Source organism: Streptomyces sp. NPDC051180, from assembly GCF_040689545.1.
Classification (GTDB): Bacteria; Actinomycetota; Actinomycetes; order Streptomycetales; family Streptomycetaceae; genus Streptomyces.
In genome coordinates, this window is sequence record NZ_JBFBBC010000001.1 from 454,400 (window position 1) to 470,491 (window position 16,092).

Genomic DNA, 16,092 nt, shown 5'->3' on the forward strand with positions numbered 1-16,092 from the left:
CCGCCGGCTGCCGGCTGCCGGTGATCCACACGCGGCCGGACGGCGCACGCAGGCGCCGGTGCCTACGCAGCGAGCGGAGGCACCGGCGGCCGGCATCGGTCGACTACAGGCTGAGCGCGTCCTCGACGTTGTCCACCCAGGCGGTCACCGAGTTGTCGGGGGCGACGTGGAAGCCGGGGGTGGAGACCTTCAGCGGGACCTGCTCGAGGTCCGACTCGGTGTTCATCGTCAGGGCGATCGAGGAGACCGTCTTGGTCTTGACGCTCTTCGGGTCGCCCATGAGGCCCGCGTAGGCGGACTGGCCCGGGGCGAGGCGGATGGCGTCCTCGATGCCGGGGGCGGCGCCCCGCTCCGTGGCGCGTCCGTCGAGGGCGCCGAAGGTGATGATGGGGTGGCCGAGGACGCGGCAGGGCTTGCCGGACTTGTTGGTGATCTTCAGCAGGTAGCTGCTGGTCGTCGGCTCGGCCAGCGTCGCGGTGAACGCGACGTCGTAGGTGCTGCAGGGGAAGACGTCGTAGTCCGGATCGGTCGACGGCGGGCCCGGCTTCGCGGGCTTCGTCGGCTTGGCCGTCGGCTTGGCGGACGCGGTCGGCTTGGCGGTCGGCTTCGCCGGCGGCGTGGTCGGATCGGTCGGCGTGGCCGGGGCCGCGGAGGTGGGGGGCGTCGCGGTCGGCACGTCGGTGCCGCCGCCGGCACCGTCCTCGGAGGGCCCGCAGGCCGTGAGGGCCAGTGCGGATGCGGCGACGAGGACGACGGCGGCTCTGCGGACGGTACTCATGGCGGATCTCCCCCCGATGGCAACGCACGAACTGCGTTGTGATGGACACCAGGTTCGCGCTCGCGCTTCACGATTCTGTGACGACGCCTTACCGAATTCACCACGGTTCGCCCCGAGCGCGACCTCGCGGGCATTCCGGGGTGGACCGCACGAGCGGCCACGGCCGACCCGCGCCGCAACCGGCGATCGGGAGGCACCGCCGACGGCGCCACGTACCGTCGTTCGCCGGGCCGCCCCGGCGGCCGGCCCCGGCTGCGACGACAGCCGCCCAGAGGGTCGGGTTTCGCCGGACTGCTCGGATCCGGGCTCACTCCTGAGAGGAGCCAGAGGCCGAAGCCTCCCCCCGGGCTCGGCGTGCGGCCGTGTCGTGTGGCGCCTCCTTACACTGGCGCGCATGGCATGCCGCATCAGTGAACTCGTGATCGACTGCGCCGACCCGGAGCGCCTCGCCGCGTTCTGGGGTGAGGTGCTCGGATACGTCGAACTCGGCCGTGAGGACGACGGCAGTATCGAGATCGGTCCGCCCGGTCTCGGATTCGGGGGGCCGCAGCCCACGCTCGTCCTCAGTCCCAGCGGTGATCCGCGGCGAGGGAAGCTCCCGCTGCACCTCGACGTCAACCCGACCGACCGGGATCAGGAGGCCGAGCTCGCGCGGTTGCTCGCCCTGGGGGCGCGGACGGCGGACGTGGGCCAGACGGGCGACGAGGGCTGGCACGTCCTGACGGACCCCGAAGGCAACGAGTTCTGCCTCCTGCGCAGGCGGCTGCCGCCTGTGTGACGTGTGCGCGCCGTGGAACCGGTGGGCGCGGGTCTGCGTCACTCCAGGGGTTCGCAAGATCGAATCCAGAGGAGGACCCGGTCATGACCGGTACGGCCGCGCGGTACCTGTATCTCACCCGGCACGGTGAGGCGACGGCGGACGAGAGCGAGCTGACGGAGGCCGGTCGGCGGCAGGCCGTGCTGCTCGGGGAGCGGCTGCGCGGGGTTCCGTTGAGCGCGGTGCATCACGGGCCGCTTCCCCGGGCCGAGCAGACGGCGCGGCTGGTGGGTGAGCGGCTCGACGGTGTTCCGCTGCGGCGCTCCGAGGAAGCCGGCGACTACGTTCCCTACCGGCCGTCGCGCGACGAGCTTCCGCCGGAGGCGGCCGACCTGCTGGTCGCCTTCCTGGACCAGTTCACGGACGAGGACTGCGAGCGGGGTGCCGCGCTCACCGCTGCGGCGGTCGCGCGGTTCACGGGCCCCGTGGCCGGTGACGAGCCCCGCCACGAGCTCCTCGTGACGCACAACTTCCTGGTCGGGTGGCTCGTGCGGGCGGCTCTGGACGCACCGAGGTGGAGGTGGCTGGGCATCAACCACGCCAACGCCGCGCTGACGGTGATCCGCTACGCGCCCGGCCGCGCGCCTGCGGTCCTGGTCTTCAATGACATGAGCCACCTGCCGGCGGAGCTCCGCTGGACCGGCTTCCCGCCGGAGCTCCACGTCTGACGTCCCCCGGCGGGCCGTGTCCCTACCGTCGCGGGCGTCGAGCGCGCGCGAAGATCGCGTCCTCGGTGATCATCAAGATCCTCGAGAGGCTGCTCGGACCGGCGGCCGACGTCGTTTACGTAGGGTTGCCGGGAGGCGCCGCTTGCGCCCTTTTGGTCCGTTCGTTCACGGAGTGCGTCGGCCTCCTCCGAGCGGAGCCGGCGGAGAGAGCGGAGCGTGACGACCGCCACGGACGGTAAGGATGCCCGACTCGGTTACCATCGTGCGGAGTTGACGCCCCGACGGCTTCTCGGCGCGCCCGGATCCCTCCCCGAGCTGCGAGGTGACGCCGCCTGGATATGCTGGTACTGGGACATTGTGCTAGCGCGTGGTACTCGTCACCGAGCGTCATCTGACGCGGTAATGGAAGACAAGACGCACACGGAGGGGTGACTCCCGTGGCGAAATTCTGCACAACACCTCGGGCAGCGGGCGCACCTCGCTGGGCGGCGGCGAAGGTCGGTCTGGTCGTCGAGTGGATCGTCCGGCAGGAGTACTGCTTCAGCAAGGGCGGCTGCAATCCGTATCAACGCGGTGGTTCCGGTACGGACTTCTTCGACGAGATGTCCGACACGACCCGCTGCCGGTTCCTCGCCAGTTTCCTCGCGACCCGCCAGCCGTCGGTGAACGAGGGATCCATCTCGGCGGACTGCGAGGCGCGCAAGAAGCCGGTCGACGCCGACGACGACGAGAACGAGCGGTTCGCGGTGCCGGACATCATCACCCATGAGCCGGGGCGCATGGAGTTCTACGAGATCAAGCCGAACTCCTTCTTCGGCCGGGAGGCCGGGCGGGCGAAGATAGAGACGTTCCTGTCGCTGATGGACTTCCTGGCGGCGACCGACCCGCTCTTCGAGAAGTACGAGAAGGGCAAGATCTTCGATCCGGACCGGACGATCACGTTCTACCAGCGCAACTATCTCGGCATCGTCCCGTGCAGGGTGTCCCTGCACTACCGGCGTGCGACGGAGCCCGAGATCGATCGGGGTCTCATCGTCTACGAGATCTGCGTGGAGGTGGACGGGGAGCTCCTGGAGGCGTTCGCGAAGGCGATCATCGTCTCGGCGATCATCGCGGCGCTCGCGGCGCTGGCGGCCATCGCCGCCGCCGTTCTCGGCGGTGGGGTGCTGGTTCCGGCGCTCCTGGCCTTCGAATCGCCGCTCGGTGACTCGGTGGGGCCCGACGGGACCAACGATCCGCAGGACGTGCGGTACGTCCAGGCTCTCGTCAACGACTGGCGGGCCGCCACGGACGGCTCCCCGATCGCGGTCGACGGCTTCTTCAGCGAGGAGACGGCGGGCGCGCTCACGGAGTTCCAGGGCGTCGCCGGGCTGGAGGACACCGCGGGCAACGTGGCGCCCGGGGACGCGACGGAGACCGAGCTGGAATCGACCCATCTGAACAACCTGATGGCCACCGCCGACCTGAGCGAGATGGAGACGGAGGGCGGAGTCGCCGACCTCGTCTTCGGTGCGGATCCCGACGGCGTCGATACGGAGCTGGAGGAGGAACAGGACCTCCAGACGGCGTTCAACGCGTTCGTCCAGCAGTACCTGCAGGATCTCCGCGACACCGTGTAGCGCAGATCGCGGCGCCCCCGCCGGGCGTCCGGGGGGCGGACCATCAGTCCCACCTGCTGAGGAGTCGTCATGCCCATGCTACTCATCAAGGGCTTCTACGATGTCAAGGGATCGCAACCGGACGGGGACACGGTCCACTTCACGGCCGACGACCCGGCCGAGTGGGGCCTCGTCGGCGGCGGAGGCGGCCGCGCCGTCGAGCACAACGCGCTGGGTCGCGCGACGCTGCGCCTGGACGCGGTCGACGCGCTGGAGACGCACTACGGTCCCGGCCGGGACCACCAGCCGCTCCCCTTCGCCCACGCGGCGCGCGACGAGATGCTGAGGTTCCTCGGCTTCACCGACGTACAGCGCCCGACGGGCGAGACCGTGACCGCCACTACACCGGAGACGGTTCGGGGCTTCGTCCTGACCCGTGGCGCCGACGTCCACGGGCGCTGTGTCGCCCTGGCGGGGCGCGGCGACCCACCGGGCACCAGCGGCCTGGAGATCGACGTGGACGTCCCCGTGCTCCGGTCGACGGTGAATCACCGACTGCTCGCGGAAGGACTGGCGTATCCGACCTTCTACCGCAGCCTGTTCACCAGCCTCCGTACGGAGATGTCCGCGGCGTCCAAGGCGGCGCGGGACGCCGGCCGCGGGCTGTGGCCCGAGGACGTGACGAACTCCGGGGCGAAGATCACCGGTGTGCCCTCGCTCACCGACGAGGCCGTGATCCTTCCGAAGCTGTTCCGCCGCACGCTGGACTATCTGCGCCTCGACATGCCCCTGACGTGCTTCCCGGCGTTCCTCGCCGGCGTGCAGGACCGCTACTCGGTCCTGTCGACCGGTGAGCGGAGGGCGGGCCTTCACCACATCGTGGAGGTCAGGGACGGCACCACGCTGCGGATGACGCAGCTGCCCGAGGACCTGGTCTTCGAGGACGCCTGACATGACGACACCAGGAGGAGGGTGATACCTCCTCGACGCCCGCTCGCCCCGCACCCGCCGTCCGACCCGTCGGTCGACGACTCGGTGGCGGCCCCCTGAGCACGTACACCGGGCCGGACCGGGTGCACTTCCAGCACAGCTGCTGGAGCTTCCAGCAGGGAGTTTCCCATGGCCAACTTCATCTCCGGGGTCGGACCGCTGTTCGGCCCGAACTTCGTCATCGTGACGGTGAACGACGACACCGGACGGCCCTTCCAGGTCCAGGTGTACCCCGACGCGCACAATCCGGAGCTGCGCGAGGCCGGTCTGCCGACTCAGTACTACTTCCAGCCGGCGCAGGTCTTCCTCGCCAGGAAGCACGACTCCCCCCAGGACTTCGACTTCCAGATGACCTTGTTCAAGGGTCTGCTGTCGGAGGAGGCGAACGTCACGCCGTCCGAACTGGCCGGGAGTGAACTGGGCGGCGGATTCTGCTCGTTCTCGACCACGTTCGCCATCCCGCCGAGCGTGATCACGGGCGCGCTGCAGAAGCTGAAGCAGCGGGAACACGCGACCCCCGACCGTCTGGGGCCCTTCTTCAACTTCCACGACAACGATCCGGAGCCGAGCCTCGGGATCGTCCCGATCACCGACAGCACGGTCGTCTGTGCCGTGCAGGACCCGGCCGTCACGGGTGGCAAGATCCTCATGACCGCGCAGCACAGCGGCAAGGGCAGCATCGAGGCGCAGGGCATCTGCTCGTTCCTGGTGAGCTGCAACCTGCCCGCGGCCGGTCAGATCGCGAGCGCGCTGAAGCAGGGCGCGTCGCCGCCGTTCCTCGTCACCAACACGCTTCAGGAGAGTTTCTACATCAACGGCGTGACCGTCGAGGTCGACGTCGACGTCGACAAGGTGTTCGACTCCTTCTCGGCGGCGGTCTCCACCGGCGGGTTCTTCAGGATCAACTCCCTGGCCGCGGAGTTCGCCTACCAGTCGTGCCTGACGACCGGCGGCATCACCACCAAGATGACGATGAACAACGGCGTGCCGCTCGATCCGGCCACCAAGAAGTGGGTGGACGATCACGTCGACATGATGCGGAAGACCGCGATCGACCTGGTCAAGCACGAGATCTTCGACTTCGACCCGGCCAAGAGCGACTCCAAGGCGTCCACTGACCGCGGTTGGTTCAGCGAGTTGTTCGGAGGCTCGTCCGTCGCGGTCAAGTCCACGCACGCCCACAACGGCGTCCACTTCCGCCAGACGCTGGAGCTCAACCAGACGGTGGCCGTGGGCCAGACCGTCAGCGGCAACCTGAACGACCTGCTCCCCGCCGTGCGCGCCGACCTGAACAAGTACCTGTTCATCGTCGACATCGGCGAGTTCTTCAAGAAGGTGCAGGTCGCCGGGTTCTGCAGGGTCAACTTCACGGAGAAGCTGCCCGACGGCACCGAGCTCAAGGACCCGCTCCAGGCCGTCCAGCTGGAGGCCGGATACCCCGACTTCTCGCGGCCCACGGAGGACGGTCACGTCAACCTGTCCATGCGCACGAGCGGACAGCACTACGTCCCCGGTGAGACGCAGCCCAGCGGACCGGTCCGCCCCGCCGTGTGGGACGAGACGTCGGCGAAGGACTTCGTCAACATCTCCTTCCTGCGCCTGGACACCCCTGTCGACGGCTGGCCGTCGGACCAGGTGCGCCTGCGGCGGAAGTGGATCTTCGACGGGCAGGACCCCCGGGTCAACCTCTCCAGCGACATCGCCCCGGACGACCCGGCGGTCGCGGTGATGGAGGAGCTGACGGACGACCACGCGCCGGTGCTCACCGCGAGCGCCGTCGGGTACGTCTTCGTGCGCTTCATGGTGTCGGCCGCCGCCCGGTTCCCGGCGAACGTCATCCTCCAGATCACCCCGTCCATCGGCCAGGACACGTTCCCGCCTCTCGTCATCACCAAGGAGAACGTGAGAAACGCGCTGTGGGAGGTCTACTCCGACAAGTACGTGCAGGCGACCGAGATCACCTACACGATGAACGTCGAGGTGACCGGGCCGGAGTTCTTCGACGAGTCGGTCTTCTTCTCGACCCCGCAGCCGGTCAGGGTTCCCGTGCCGGCCGGCCGGATCAAGTACATCCCGCAGCTGTTCACCCCGCTGCCCACCCCGCCGGCGGACAAGCTCGACACCATCCAGCGGTACGTCAAGGCATTCGAGACCATGGTGTGACCGCACCTCCTGAGCCCCCGGGCGGACGGAAGTCCGTCCCGGGGAGGGGAGTCCCCGCGCCCCGGACGGGAGGCGCCATGGCCGACATGGAGCAGGCATTCGACGAGTTCCTCGTGGCGGAACCGAAGCACTGGTTGGCAGGGCGCTTCGGTGACCACGTCGACTCCGTGATCAACGAGCAGCGGAGCGCCGAACTCCCGGCGCATCTCCGGGACATGCCACGCCTGGAGAGCAACTTCCTGCGGGACGCGGTCGGGGTCGACCCCGACAGGACGTGGTACCTGCCGGAGTTCACCCTGCTCGACGAAGCGGCCGGAGAGGATGCGCACTTCGCCTTCCACGCCGTCCAGAACGGTGACGTCGCCGCGGACGGAGGCCCCTTCAACCGCGCGACGCTGACCCTGTCGTTCGACACGGAGGTGCCACGCCACCTCCTGGGCCTGGACGATGGGCTCCCGCTCCTCGAAGTGCCGCAGCTCCAACCACACGTCCGACTGATCGTCCCCCTCACGGGCACGGGCGGGGTGCCGGAGGACCATGCGGTGCCGGGGACGGCCGTCGTCGCCGGGGAGCGCGGCTTCGTCGCCACCTTCGAGCTGGCCGGTTCGCTCGTCGAGGCCGCCTACGTCCATCTCACCCGCCGCGGCGAGCTGAGGCTGGAGTTCGAACCGACGTACTCCGGCTATCAGACGACCCTGGTGCAGGAGCCCGACACGGGCTTCCCCGTCCACGGTTCGATCTTCCGCGGCTTCCAGTTCGAGGTCTTCGGCGACGGCGGGAACACCCGGGGGTCGCCCTTCGAACCGCTCCTTATGGGCGTCCTCGGCGCCTACGTCTTCTTCCCCTCCACGGCGCGCTACCACCGCAGCCTTCGGATCGGACTCGCCTTCCACACCGACGCCTACCGCAGTCTGTTCACGATCACGGCCGAGGGCGTGACCCGGCCGATCATCGACGTCAACGACCTGAACAGCTTCGCGGGGCAGCGGTCGGAGTACCGCGAGCTGACGACGCTCGGGGACATCTCGACACGGTACCCCTCGCTCCGGCGGGTCTTCTTCGGCCAGGTGAGCGGCACGGTGGTCGCCGTACCCGCCGGATACGGCATCCTCGTCACCGCGCAGGGTGCGCAGGCCACGTGCGACTCCATCGTCGACGAGTCGCCCGCCTCCTTCAGCGGCTGCCGGTTCCACTTCACCTTCACCGTCGCCGCGATGACCGATCCGGTCGACCTGGCCCGCCTGAGAGCTGACGTCCTGGAGGTGCCCGAGGCCGAGGGCCGTACGCTGCGCGTCGCCCTGCCCGGCGGGCTGGACTCCCGTACCCCGTCCACCCTGGACGGGTTCCCGGCGGGACGCGCGGTCTTCGCCGACGGCGCGGGGAACGCGATCCAGGTGGGCGTCGACATCGCCGACGACCGGCCCACGCCGGCCACCACCACCGTCAACCTGTTCCTGCAGCAGCTCGCGGCCACCGGGCCGCCGCCGCTGTTCGGCACCGTCGCGGTCAGGCTCGACGACGTCTTCCCCCAGCCCGTCCGCACCTCGCTGCTCCTGAACGTGCGCCGGACCGCTCACGCCGACGACCTGGCGACCACCCGGCGGCCCGGACCGCCGCCGAGCGCCGAGGCACTCAACCTCGGACCGCTCGATCTCCGGCTGCTCGCCTGCGCTGACGTCCACGACGGTCAGGGTCCGGGGCCGACCCTCCCGCTCGGCGGACAGGTGCTCGCCGCCCGGGAGACGGCCACCCTCGCGGGAGTCGGCGCGGGAACCGATGTCGCGGTGACACGCGGCCTGGAGGTGCCCACCCCGCTGCCGAAGGCCGCGATGCTGCGGTTCCTCGCCTTCCACACCCACACCGTGCAGGAGGTGCAGCACCCCCTCACCGTCAACGCCGCCGGGCTGAACTTCGCGGCCGAGGGCATCAGCACGATCAGGGTCGACATCACCCTGGTCGCCGATCCCGGCGACTCCGCGCCGTCGCTCACCCTGAGCCCGTCCCACACCGTCGACTTCGTCCACGTCTCACTGCCGGTCGACTCGGCCGTCACCGGACTGGACAGCACGGTCGTCCTGTCCCTGACCACGGCCTCCGGCCCACGGACCGTCTCCCTAACGCACGACTTCGTCGACGAGCCCATCCTCGTCGTCACGTCCACGACCCTCCACTGACGGGAGACGACGCGTGTCCACCGGGGTCGCACCCCCGCCGACCGCCCCCCTCACCCCGCGGAAGACCGACGACGATCCGACAAGGAGCGTGCGTGATGCCCGGAAGCCTCGTCCCCGCAGGGCCGATCTTCGGCCCGGACCCGCTCGTGATCGATGTCGGCGCAGCCGGGGCGGGCGGCCCGTCCCTCGGCGTGCCCATCCGGCCCGACGCGCTCAACGCCGAGCTCGCGGCGGCCGGCCTGCCCGCCCGGTACTACTTCCAGCCTCCCCGGGTGACCGTCGCGCCCCGGCTCGGCAGCCCCGACCTCGATTTCTCGGCCACGGTCATGGTCGAGGCGCCGGTCGGCCCCCACCCCACCTACCTCGGCGGCTCGTGCACCTTCTCGTGCACCGCGGCCCTCCCGGGCGGCGCCGAGGCCCGCCTCGTCGAGGCGCTCACCCAGCGCAACCATGCGGAGCCGCCGGCCCGGATCGCGCCCCTGTTCGTCCACGGTCAGGGAGCCCCCACGCCCGAACTGCTCATGGTGCCGGTCACCGGCAGCGCGGTGTCGTGCGTGATCGAGGAACCGCCGGGCGGAGCCGCTCCGTTGGTCATGAGCGTGCAGGGCGGGCCGGGTGGAGGCGTCGACGTCCAGTCGCGCAGCTCGTTCCTGGTTTCCTTCAGCCCCGAGGCGGCCGAGTCGGTCGTGACGAGCCTGCGGGACGCGGCCGCGCCGCCGTTCGTCATCCGCAACGTACTCACCGAGCAGTTCGACACCGGCGCGGCGAGCATCACGGCGGACGTCGACGTCGCCCTCGACAAGCTGCACGCGGTACTCGCGGGAGCGGTGTCGCCCGGAGAGCCCTGGCCCGGCGGTGAGGCGGCCGCCACCGCCTACCGCGCCGCGGTCGCGACGGGCGCGGTCCGGATCAACCTGACCGAGACCGACACGGGGACCCTCCTGAACCCCACCGGCTCCTCCGGCCACACCGACTCCACCGACTCCACCGGCGGACCGGGGACGTCCGGTCCGTCCCGCCCTTCCGACCTGTCCGACCCCGCCGTCGTGGCCTGGCTCGCCGACACCGACGAGATCCGGAAAGCCGTGTTCCTCCTGTCCAAGGACCCTCTCTTCGACGTCGCGACGGGCACACTTCCCCCCGACGCACCCCCGCGGTGGTGGACCGAGGTCTTCGGCGACGCGCGCGTGACGCTCAAGACCGCGCCGATGACGGCGGGCATCAGGCTCCAGCAGGTTCTCGTACTCCACGGCACCGTCACCGCCGAGCAGACGATCGAAGGGAGTCTGACGGAGGTGGCCGAGGCGGCCCGCACCCGGCTGGAGACCTATCTGGCGGTCATCGCGATCTGACAGGCGCCGAGGGCGACCGAGTACGCGGATCAGACATGCGCGGTCTGTGCCAGCGCCGTGAGGACACGGCCGGTCTTGCTGTCGGGATGTGCGGAGAGCGTCAGTCCTCGGTCGAGCACGGCCTCTTCGAGCTTGCGCAGCCTGCGCTCGGCCCGTGCCGTGAACGCGTCGCCCTCCTCGTCGTCCTTGGGCTTGACGCGGGTCGACGCCTCCAGGAACTCCATGCCGGCGACGGACCACACCTCCAGGTCGACCTCCAGGTCGTCGAGCGGCGCGTCGTCGAGCTTCGTCGAGACGATCGGGCCCAGCGCGACCAGGGTGTCGACCCGGACGCCGGGCGCGCAGGCGTGGAGGTACTGGTCCTGCACGGCGTCGATCGGGGCGGCAGGGTCGCCTCCCGCCTCCACGGCGGCGATCAGGGCGCCCGGCGGGTGGGTGCGGGTCAACGAGGCGGCCTGCACGCGGGCGTTCCTCGACCAGTCCTCCTCGATCTTGTAGGTGAGGGGCCCCGCGGCGAACGCGGCGGCGAACCGGCCGACGAGCTGCTCCCGGGTGCAGGGCCGCAACTTGACGACGAGGTCGTCGGGTCCCCCGCCCGAACGGAGCCGTACGATCACGCCGCCCTCCAGGAGCGGCACACGCCCCTCGGCGACTCCGTCGCGATCCTCGGCGAACCAGATCCGGCGCGTCATCGCCGGTCCCCGGGAACCGGCGAGGGTGGCCAGCGCCCCCGGCACGTCGCCCTCGATGTTGACCTTGATCTCGACTGGCAGCAGGTCCATGACGTCGCTCCTGCACGCGGCTCAGAAGCAGGAAATACCTCTCATAACAGGATATCCAGGCCGGTGTTGGGTCGCAGGCCGGGCCCGACGGGGGCATGGGCGGCCGGTCCGGTGCCGCAGGTGTTTGCCCCGTGGCGTGGTGGTGAGGCGAGAAGGACGACCACGTCCTACTCGTCGACTGGGGAGCCATGGAAAACGTTGTTCGACTCGCGATCGTCCTCGGCGGTTCGGTGCTGCTGGCCCTTGCCGTCGGTCGTGCGGCGGACGTCCTCGCGCGCTACGCCGACGCGCGCCGCCCCGACAGCCCACTGTGGGGACTGTTGCGGCGTTGCCGCACGCCGCTCTATCTGGTGCTGCTGACCGCCGTGTTCCGGTGGTCGTACCGCGCGACGGAATGGCCACCCCTGCTGGAGCACAGCGAAGTGGTGGACCACGCTCTGTTGTTGTGCCTGATCGGCGGGGGTGCGTGGCTGGCCGTGCGGGTCACCTCGGCCGTCGTCGAGTCCTCGTACGCGCGGTACGCGGGGAGGTCGCGCGACGCGGCGCGGCTGCGGCGCGTCCGCACGCAGGTCACGCTGTTCACCCGGGTGGTGTCGGCGACCGTGGGGGTGCTGGCGGTCGCGTTCGCGCTCGTCACCTTCCCCACGTTCCGGGGACTCGGCACGTCGCTGCTCGCCTCGGCCGGGATCATCGGCATCGTGGCCGGCGTGGCGGCGCAGTCGACCCTCGGCAACCTCTTCGCCGGCTTCCAGATCGCCTTCGGCGACATGGTGCGCATCGGTGACACGGTGGTCGTCGACGGGGAGTGGGGCACGGTGGAGGAGGTGACCCTCACCTTCCTCACGGTACGGACCTGGGACGAGCGCCGGGTCACGCTGCCCGTCTCGTACTTCACGTCCCGCCCCTTCGAGAACTGGTCGCGGGGCGGCAACGAGCTGACGGGGACGATCTTCCTGCACTGCGACCACTCGGCCCCGGTGTCCCTCATGCGGGCCCACCTGCGGAAGTTCCTCGACACCTGCCCCGGCTGGGACGGGCGGGGGTGGGACCTCGCCGTCACCGACACCTCGCCCACCGGCATCACCCTGCGCGCCCTGGTCACCGCGAAGGACGCCGACGACCTGTGGACCACCCGATGTGCCGTACGGGAGGAACTCGTCGACTGGCTCACTCGCGAGCACCCCGCGGCACTCCCCCGCATCGTCACCGCGCAGGCCGCGGACGTGGCCGAGGTCGAGTGACGGCCATGGTGAGATCTTCAGGCGCGTCGGCCCTGGCTGACGCCTGCCGGCGCGTCCGTGGGCTCGTCCGTCGGGTCACCGACGGCGGCGCGGCCCCGGGACTCCCGGGCACTGAGCGCCGCGCGCGAACCGTCCCCCGGCCTCCCGCGGCCGCTCCGCTACCGTGCTGCCGTCAGGACGACGACGGAGAGGGAGACCATGCGGGGCAGGGGGACGTGGGCCGCGGTGCTGGCGGTCGTGGCGGTGGCGAGCGCCACGGGGTGCGGTCAGGAGGAGCGGCCCGCGAAGGCGGCACCCGAGGTGAGGCGGGACGAGGCGCCCATCACGTCGAGGGTGCCGCAGCTGGGCGACGTGGAGAGCGTCGAGTGGACGTACGAGCCGCTGGGGGTGGCGGACGAGCGGGTACCCGGCCCCACCGACCGGGAGCTGCGCGGTTTCGCCCGGCTGACGGAGGGTGACGTGCGGCGGCTGGAGGAGGAGTACACCTGGGTCGACGCCTCCGCGGCGCCGTCGGCGACCCCCTCGGGGAGCGCGGCGGGGACGCGGTGGCGGAGCAGCCGGGAGTTCGACGCGGCGGCGGGGAAGAAGGCGGAGGCCGCGGAGTTCCGGCTGGACACCGCGGGCCGGGTGATGACCTTCCGGCTGCTGAATCCCAGCTGAGCGCGGCCTCCGAGGGGCGTCGGGGGATTCGGCCGAAAGATTTCGCGTGGAGGTGTCGAGAACGCGTGGCCGGCTCCGTCCCCGGTGTGAGAGCGACCAGAATGGGCCGCTCCGGCACGGAGGAGAAGACGATGGCCAAGTACCTGCTGCTGAAGCACTACCGAGGCGCCCCCACGGCGGTCAACGACGTGCCGATGGATCAGTGGACGCAGGAGGAGATCTCGGCGCACGTGCAGTACATGCGGGACTTCGCGGCCCGGCTGGAGGAGACCGGCGAGTTCGTGGACGCGCAGGCGCTCGCGGCCGAGGGGACGTTCGTCCGGTACGACGGAGAGGGCCGGCCGCCGGTCACCGACGGTCCGTTCGCCGAGACGAAGGACCTCATCGCCGGGTGGATGGTGATCGACGTCGACAGCCACGAGCGGGCGGTCGAGCTGGCCGGGGAGCTCTCCGCCGCCCCCGGGGCAGGCGGGAAGCCGATCCACGAGTGGCTGGAGCTGCGCCCGTTCCTGGCCGAGCCGCCCACCGTCACGGAGTGAACCGTCCCGTGGACGAGACACTGCTCAGAAGCCTCACGCCGGGCGTTCTGACGATCCTGGTCCGCCGCGGAGCCGACTTCGCGGCGGCCGAGGACGCCGTGCAGGACGCGCTGGTCGAGGCGGTCCGCGTCTGGCCCGAGGGCGCTCCGCTGGACCCCAAGGGCTGGCTGGTCACGGTGGCGTGGCGCAAGTTCCTCGACGCGACGCGGGCGGACACGGCGCGCCGCCGGCGTGAGGACCGCGTCGACGCCGAGCCGGAGCCGGGACCGGCGACGTCGGTGGACGACACGCTCCGCCTGTTCTTCCTGTGCGCCCACCCATCGCTGTCGCCGTCGTCGGCCGTCGCGCTCACGCTGCGCGCCGTCGGCGGGCTCACCACCCGCCAGATCGCCCGGGCCTACCTGGTACCCGAGGCGACGATGGCGCAGCGCATCAGCCGGGCCAAGCGCACGGTCTCCGGCGTGCGGCTGGACCGGCCGGGTGACGTCTCCACCGTGCTGCGCGTGCTGTATCTGGTCTTCAACGAGGGGTACTCCGGCGATGTCGACCTCGCCGCCGAGGCGATCCGGCTCACCCGGCAGCTGGCGCGCGCCGTCGACCATCCCGAGGTGGCGGGCCTGCTCGCGCTGATGCTGCTCCACCACGCGCGGCGCGCCGCGCGGACGGCGCCCGACGGAGGTCTGGTGCCGCTCGCCGAGCAGGACCGCGGCCGGTGGGACACGGCCGCGATCGCCGAGGGCGTCGAGATCCTTCAGGCGGCGCTCGCACGCGACCGGCTGGGCGAGTTCCAGGCCCAGGCCGCCGTGGCGGCTCTCCACGCCGACGCGCGGACCGCCGAGGAGACGGACTGGGTGCAGATCGTCGAGTGGTACGACGAACTCGTCCGCCTGACCGACAGCCCGGTCGTCCGGCTGAACCGCGCGGTCGCCGTCGGCGAGGCCGACGGGCCGCGCGCCGGTCTGGCGGCGCTCGCCGCGCTGGACGCCACCCTGCCCCGCCACACCGCGGCCGCGGCCTACCTCCACGAGCGGGCCGGCGACGCGGCGACGGCCGCCCGGTTGTACGCGGAGGCGGCGCTGAAGGCACCGAACCTCGCCGAACGCGACCATCTGACCCGTCAGGCCGCCCGTCTCAACTCCCGCCGGGAACCGTGAGGGCCCTGCTTCGCGGCACTTTCGGGGGTGTGCGACGGATGTACTTGGCATGCTGGGGTTGAAGTTGCCCCTGCGGCAGCTTCTACCGTCCTGACCAGGGCCGGAAAGACCGGCCCGATGACGGCATCGTGAGGGAGGCGGCGTTGGACTGGCCGATCTCGGAGGTCGCCCGGATGTCGGGGGTGACCGCCCGGACCCTGCGGCACTACGACGAGATCGGGCTGCTGCCGCCGGCCCGGATCGGCGCGGGCGGGCTCCGCTACTACGAGGAGCGCCAGCTCCTGCGCCTCCAGCAGATCCTCGTCCTGAGGGAGCTGGGCGTGGGTCTGCCCGAGATCGGCCGGATCCTGGCCGATCAGGTCGACGAGGCGGAGGCCCTGCGGGGCCATCACCGTCGGCTGATCGCCGAGCGCGACCGGCTCGACGCCCTGGCCGGCTCCGTCTCCCGCACGATCGCCGCACTGGGACGGTCCGGAAAGGACGGTGCACAGGTGATCGAGATCAATCGACCGGAGAACCTCTTCGAGGGCGTTCGGCCCTCTCAGTACGTGGAGACCCTGCGGGACTTCCCCGAGCACGCCGAGGAGGTCACCCGCCGGGTCGCCGTGATGACGCGGCAGGACGTCGAGACGGGGCAGCGCGAGCGCACGGCGTGGATGGTCCGGCTCGCCGAGCACATGGCCGAGGGGCTGCCCGCCGACGCCGAGCCGGTGCAGGCGGAGGTAGACGCCCAGTACCGGGCTCTGTCGGGGCTGCGCACCGTCTCCGCCGGAGAGTACGCCGCCTTCGGCCGCTCCTGTGTGGAGAACGCGCAGTGGCGGGCCGCGTACGAGTCGATCGCGCCGGGCCTCGCGGTGTACCAGCGGGACGCCATCGAGGCGTACGCGGCGGCTCTGCCGCAGTGAGTCGGTGGTCCCGTCGCCCGGGACCGGCAGAGAACCGCTATGCCGGGGGGCCGTCGCCGAGGCAGGAGCCCAGGCGGCGGCCCTCCGTCGTTCGGCCGGCGGCCCTCCGTCGTTCGGCCGGTGGTCGACGGAGAGGTCCGGGCCTTCCCCTGCGCGCCGCCCGGTGCCGGTCCGGCGCCGGCCTGGCGTCGGTACGGCCTCGGTCGGGCCGCCTGGCACGACGTGGGTACGGTCGGTGCCCGGCCGGTCGGCCGTCCTCCGGTCCGCCACC

At 71.1% G+C, this 16,092-nt stretch carries 14 protein-coding genes; 12 read left to right on the top strand and 2 right to left on the bottom strand.

The features are described 5' to 3' along the window. Positions 1-103: 103 nt before the first annotated feature. On the bottom strand, positions 104-778 hold the full coding sequence (locus AB0424_RS02035; protein WP_366301441.1) for a DUF4232 domain-containing protein: 675 nt from the start codon (positions 776-778) through the stop codon (positions 104-106). A 394-nt stretch (positions 779-1,172) separates the two neighbouring features. Between AB0424_RS02035 and AB0424_RS02040 the strand changes: the two genes are divergently transcribed. The 7 genes from AB0424_RS02040 (at position 1,173) to AB0424_RS02070 (ending at position 10,540) form a co-directional block, all read left to right on the top strand. Then, on the top strand, positions 1,173-1,556 hold the full coding sequence (locus tag AB0424_RS02040; protein ID WP_366301443.1) for a VOC family protein: 384 nt from the start codon (positions 1,173-1,175) through the stop codon (positions 1,554-1,556). A gap of 83 nt (positions 1,557-1,639) precedes the next feature. Next, the gene (locus AB0424_RS02045) at positions 1,640-2,263 is read left to right on the top strand and encodes a histidine phosphatase family protein (protein WP_366301444.1); all 624 of its coding nucleotides are present in this window, start codon (positions 1,640-1,642) and stop codon (positions 2,261-2,263) included. A gap of 437 nt (positions 2,264-2,700) precedes the next feature. Continuing rightward, positions 2,701-3,882 carry a hypothetical protein gene (locus AB0424_RS02050; RefSeq protein ID WP_366301445.1) on the top strand — a complete coding sequence of 394 codons (1,182 nt, stop codon included), beginning with the start codon at positions 2,701-2,703 and terminating at the stop codon, positions 3,880-3,882. 69 nt (positions 3,883-3,951) lie between these two features. After that, positions 3,952-4,812: a nuclease gene (locus tag AB0424_RS02055; protein ID WP_366301447.1), complete on the top strand. Its 861-nt coding sequence runs from the start codon at positions 3,952-3,954 to the stop codon at positions 4,810-4,812. Positions 4,813-4,980: 168 nt separating this feature from the next. Beyond that, positions 4,981-7,014 carry a hypothetical protein gene (locus AB0424_RS02060; RefSeq protein WP_366301448.1) on the top strand — a complete coding sequence of 678 codons (2,034 nt, stop codon included), beginning with the start codon at positions 4,981-4,983 and terminating at the stop codon, positions 7,012-7,014. A gap of 77 nt (positions 7,015-7,091) precedes the next feature. Then, positions 7,092-9,188, top strand: a complete 2,097-nt coding sequence (locus AB0424_RS02065; protein WP_366301450.1) for a hypothetical protein — start codon at positions 7,092-7,094, stop codon at positions 9,186-9,188. 95 nt (positions 9,189-9,283) lie between these two features. Beyond that, positions 9,284-10,540, top strand: coding sequence for a hypothetical protein (locus tag AB0424_RS02070; RefSeq protein WP_366301451.1), 1,257 nt, complete (start codon positions 9,284-9,286; stop codon positions 10,538-10,540). Positions 10,541-10,569: 29 nt separating this feature from the next. On the opposite strand, the gene AB0424_RS02075 is transcribed toward AB0424_RS02070, so the two are convergent. Next, on the bottom strand, positions 10,570-11,322 hold the full coding sequence (locus AB0424_RS02075) for a hypothetical protein (RefSeq protein WP_366301453.1): 753 nt from the start codon (positions 11,320-11,322) through the stop codon (positions 10,570-10,572). 188 nt (positions 11,323-11,510) lie between these two features. On the opposite strand from AB0424_RS02075, the gene AB0424_RS02080 reads away from it, so the two are divergent. The 5 genes from AB0424_RS02080 (at position 11,511) to AB0424_RS02100 (ending at position 15,821) form a co-directional block, all read left to right on the top strand. Continuing rightward, positions 11,511-12,563 (top strand): mechanosensitive ion channel domain-containing protein, encoded by a 1,053-nt coding sequence (locus AB0424_RS02080; protein WP_366301455.1) that lies wholly within the window; start codon positions 11,511-11,513, stop codon positions 12,561-12,563. 198 nt (positions 12,564-12,761) lie between these two features. After that, positions 12,762-13,223, top strand: a complete 462-nt coding sequence (locus AB0424_RS02085) for a hypothetical protein (protein ID WP_366301456.1) — start codon at positions 12,762-12,764, stop codon at positions 13,221-13,223. A gap of 131 nt (positions 13,224-13,354) precedes the next feature. Next, positions 13,355-13,762: a YciI family protein gene (locus AB0424_RS02090; RefSeq protein ID WP_366301855.1), complete on the top strand. Its 408-nt coding sequence runs from the start codon at positions 13,355-13,357 to the stop codon at positions 13,760-13,762. A gap of 8 nt (positions 13,763-13,770) precedes the next feature. Continuing rightward, positions 13,771-14,916 (top strand): DUF6596 domain-containing protein, encoded by a 1,146-nt coding sequence (locus AB0424_RS02095; protein WP_366301457.1) that lies wholly within the window; start codon positions 13,771-13,773, stop codon positions 14,914-14,916. A 143-nt stretch (positions 14,917-15,059) separates the two neighbouring features. After that, on the top strand, positions 15,060-15,821 hold the full coding sequence (locus AB0424_RS02100; protein WP_366301458.1) for a MerR family transcriptional regulator: 762 nt from the start codon (positions 15,060-15,062) through the stop codon (positions 15,819-15,821). Positions 15,822-16,092: the final 271 nt, after the last annotated feature.

Bases quoted from the DNA above. Each gene is read 5' to 3' on its own strand.
- AB0424_RS02080 (WP_366301455.1), top strand. From the start codon at position 11,511: ATGGAAAACGTTGTTCGACTCGCGATCGTCCTCGGCGGTTCGGTGCTG.
- AB0424_RS02055 (WP_366301447.1), top strand. From the start codon at position 3,952: ATGCCCATGCTACTCATCAAGGGCTTCTACGATGTCAAGGGATCGCAA.
- AB0424_RS02090 (WP_366301855.1), top strand. From the start codon at position 13,355: ATGGCCAAGTACCTGCTGCTGAAGCACTACCGAGGCGCCCCCACGGCG.
- AB0424_RS02040 (WP_366301443.1), top strand. From the start codon at position 1,173: ATGGCATGCCGCATCAGTGAACTCGTGATCGACTGCGCCGACCCGGAG.
- AB0424_RS02065 (WP_366301450.1), top strand. From the start codon at position 7,092: ATGGCCGACATGGAGCAGGCATTCGACGAGTTCCTCGTGGCGGAACCG.
- AB0424_RS02070 (WP_366301451.1), top strand. From the start codon at position 9,284: ATGCCCGGAAGCCTCGTCCCCGCAGGGCCGATCTTCGGCCCGGACCCG.
- AB0424_RS02085 (WP_366301456.1), top strand. From the start codon at position 12,762: ATGCGGGGCAGGGGGACGTGGGCCGCGGTGCTGGCGGTCGTGGCGGTG.
- AB0424_RS02075 (WP_366301453.1), bottom strand. From the start codon at position 11,322: ATGGACCTGCTGCCAGTCGAGATCAAGGTCAACATCGAGGGCGACGTG.
- AB0424_RS02035 (WP_366301441.1), bottom strand. From the start codon at position 778: ATGAGTACCGTCCGCAGAGCCGCCGTCGTCCTCGTCGCCGCATCCGCA.
- AB0424_RS02060 (WP_366301448.1), top strand. From the start codon at position 4,981: ATGGCCAACTTCATCTCCGGGGTCGGACCGCTGTTCGGCCCGAACTTC.
- AB0424_RS02045 (WP_366301444.1), top strand. From the start codon at position 1,640: ATGACCGGTACGGCCGCGCGGTACCTGTATCTCACCCGGCACGGTGAG.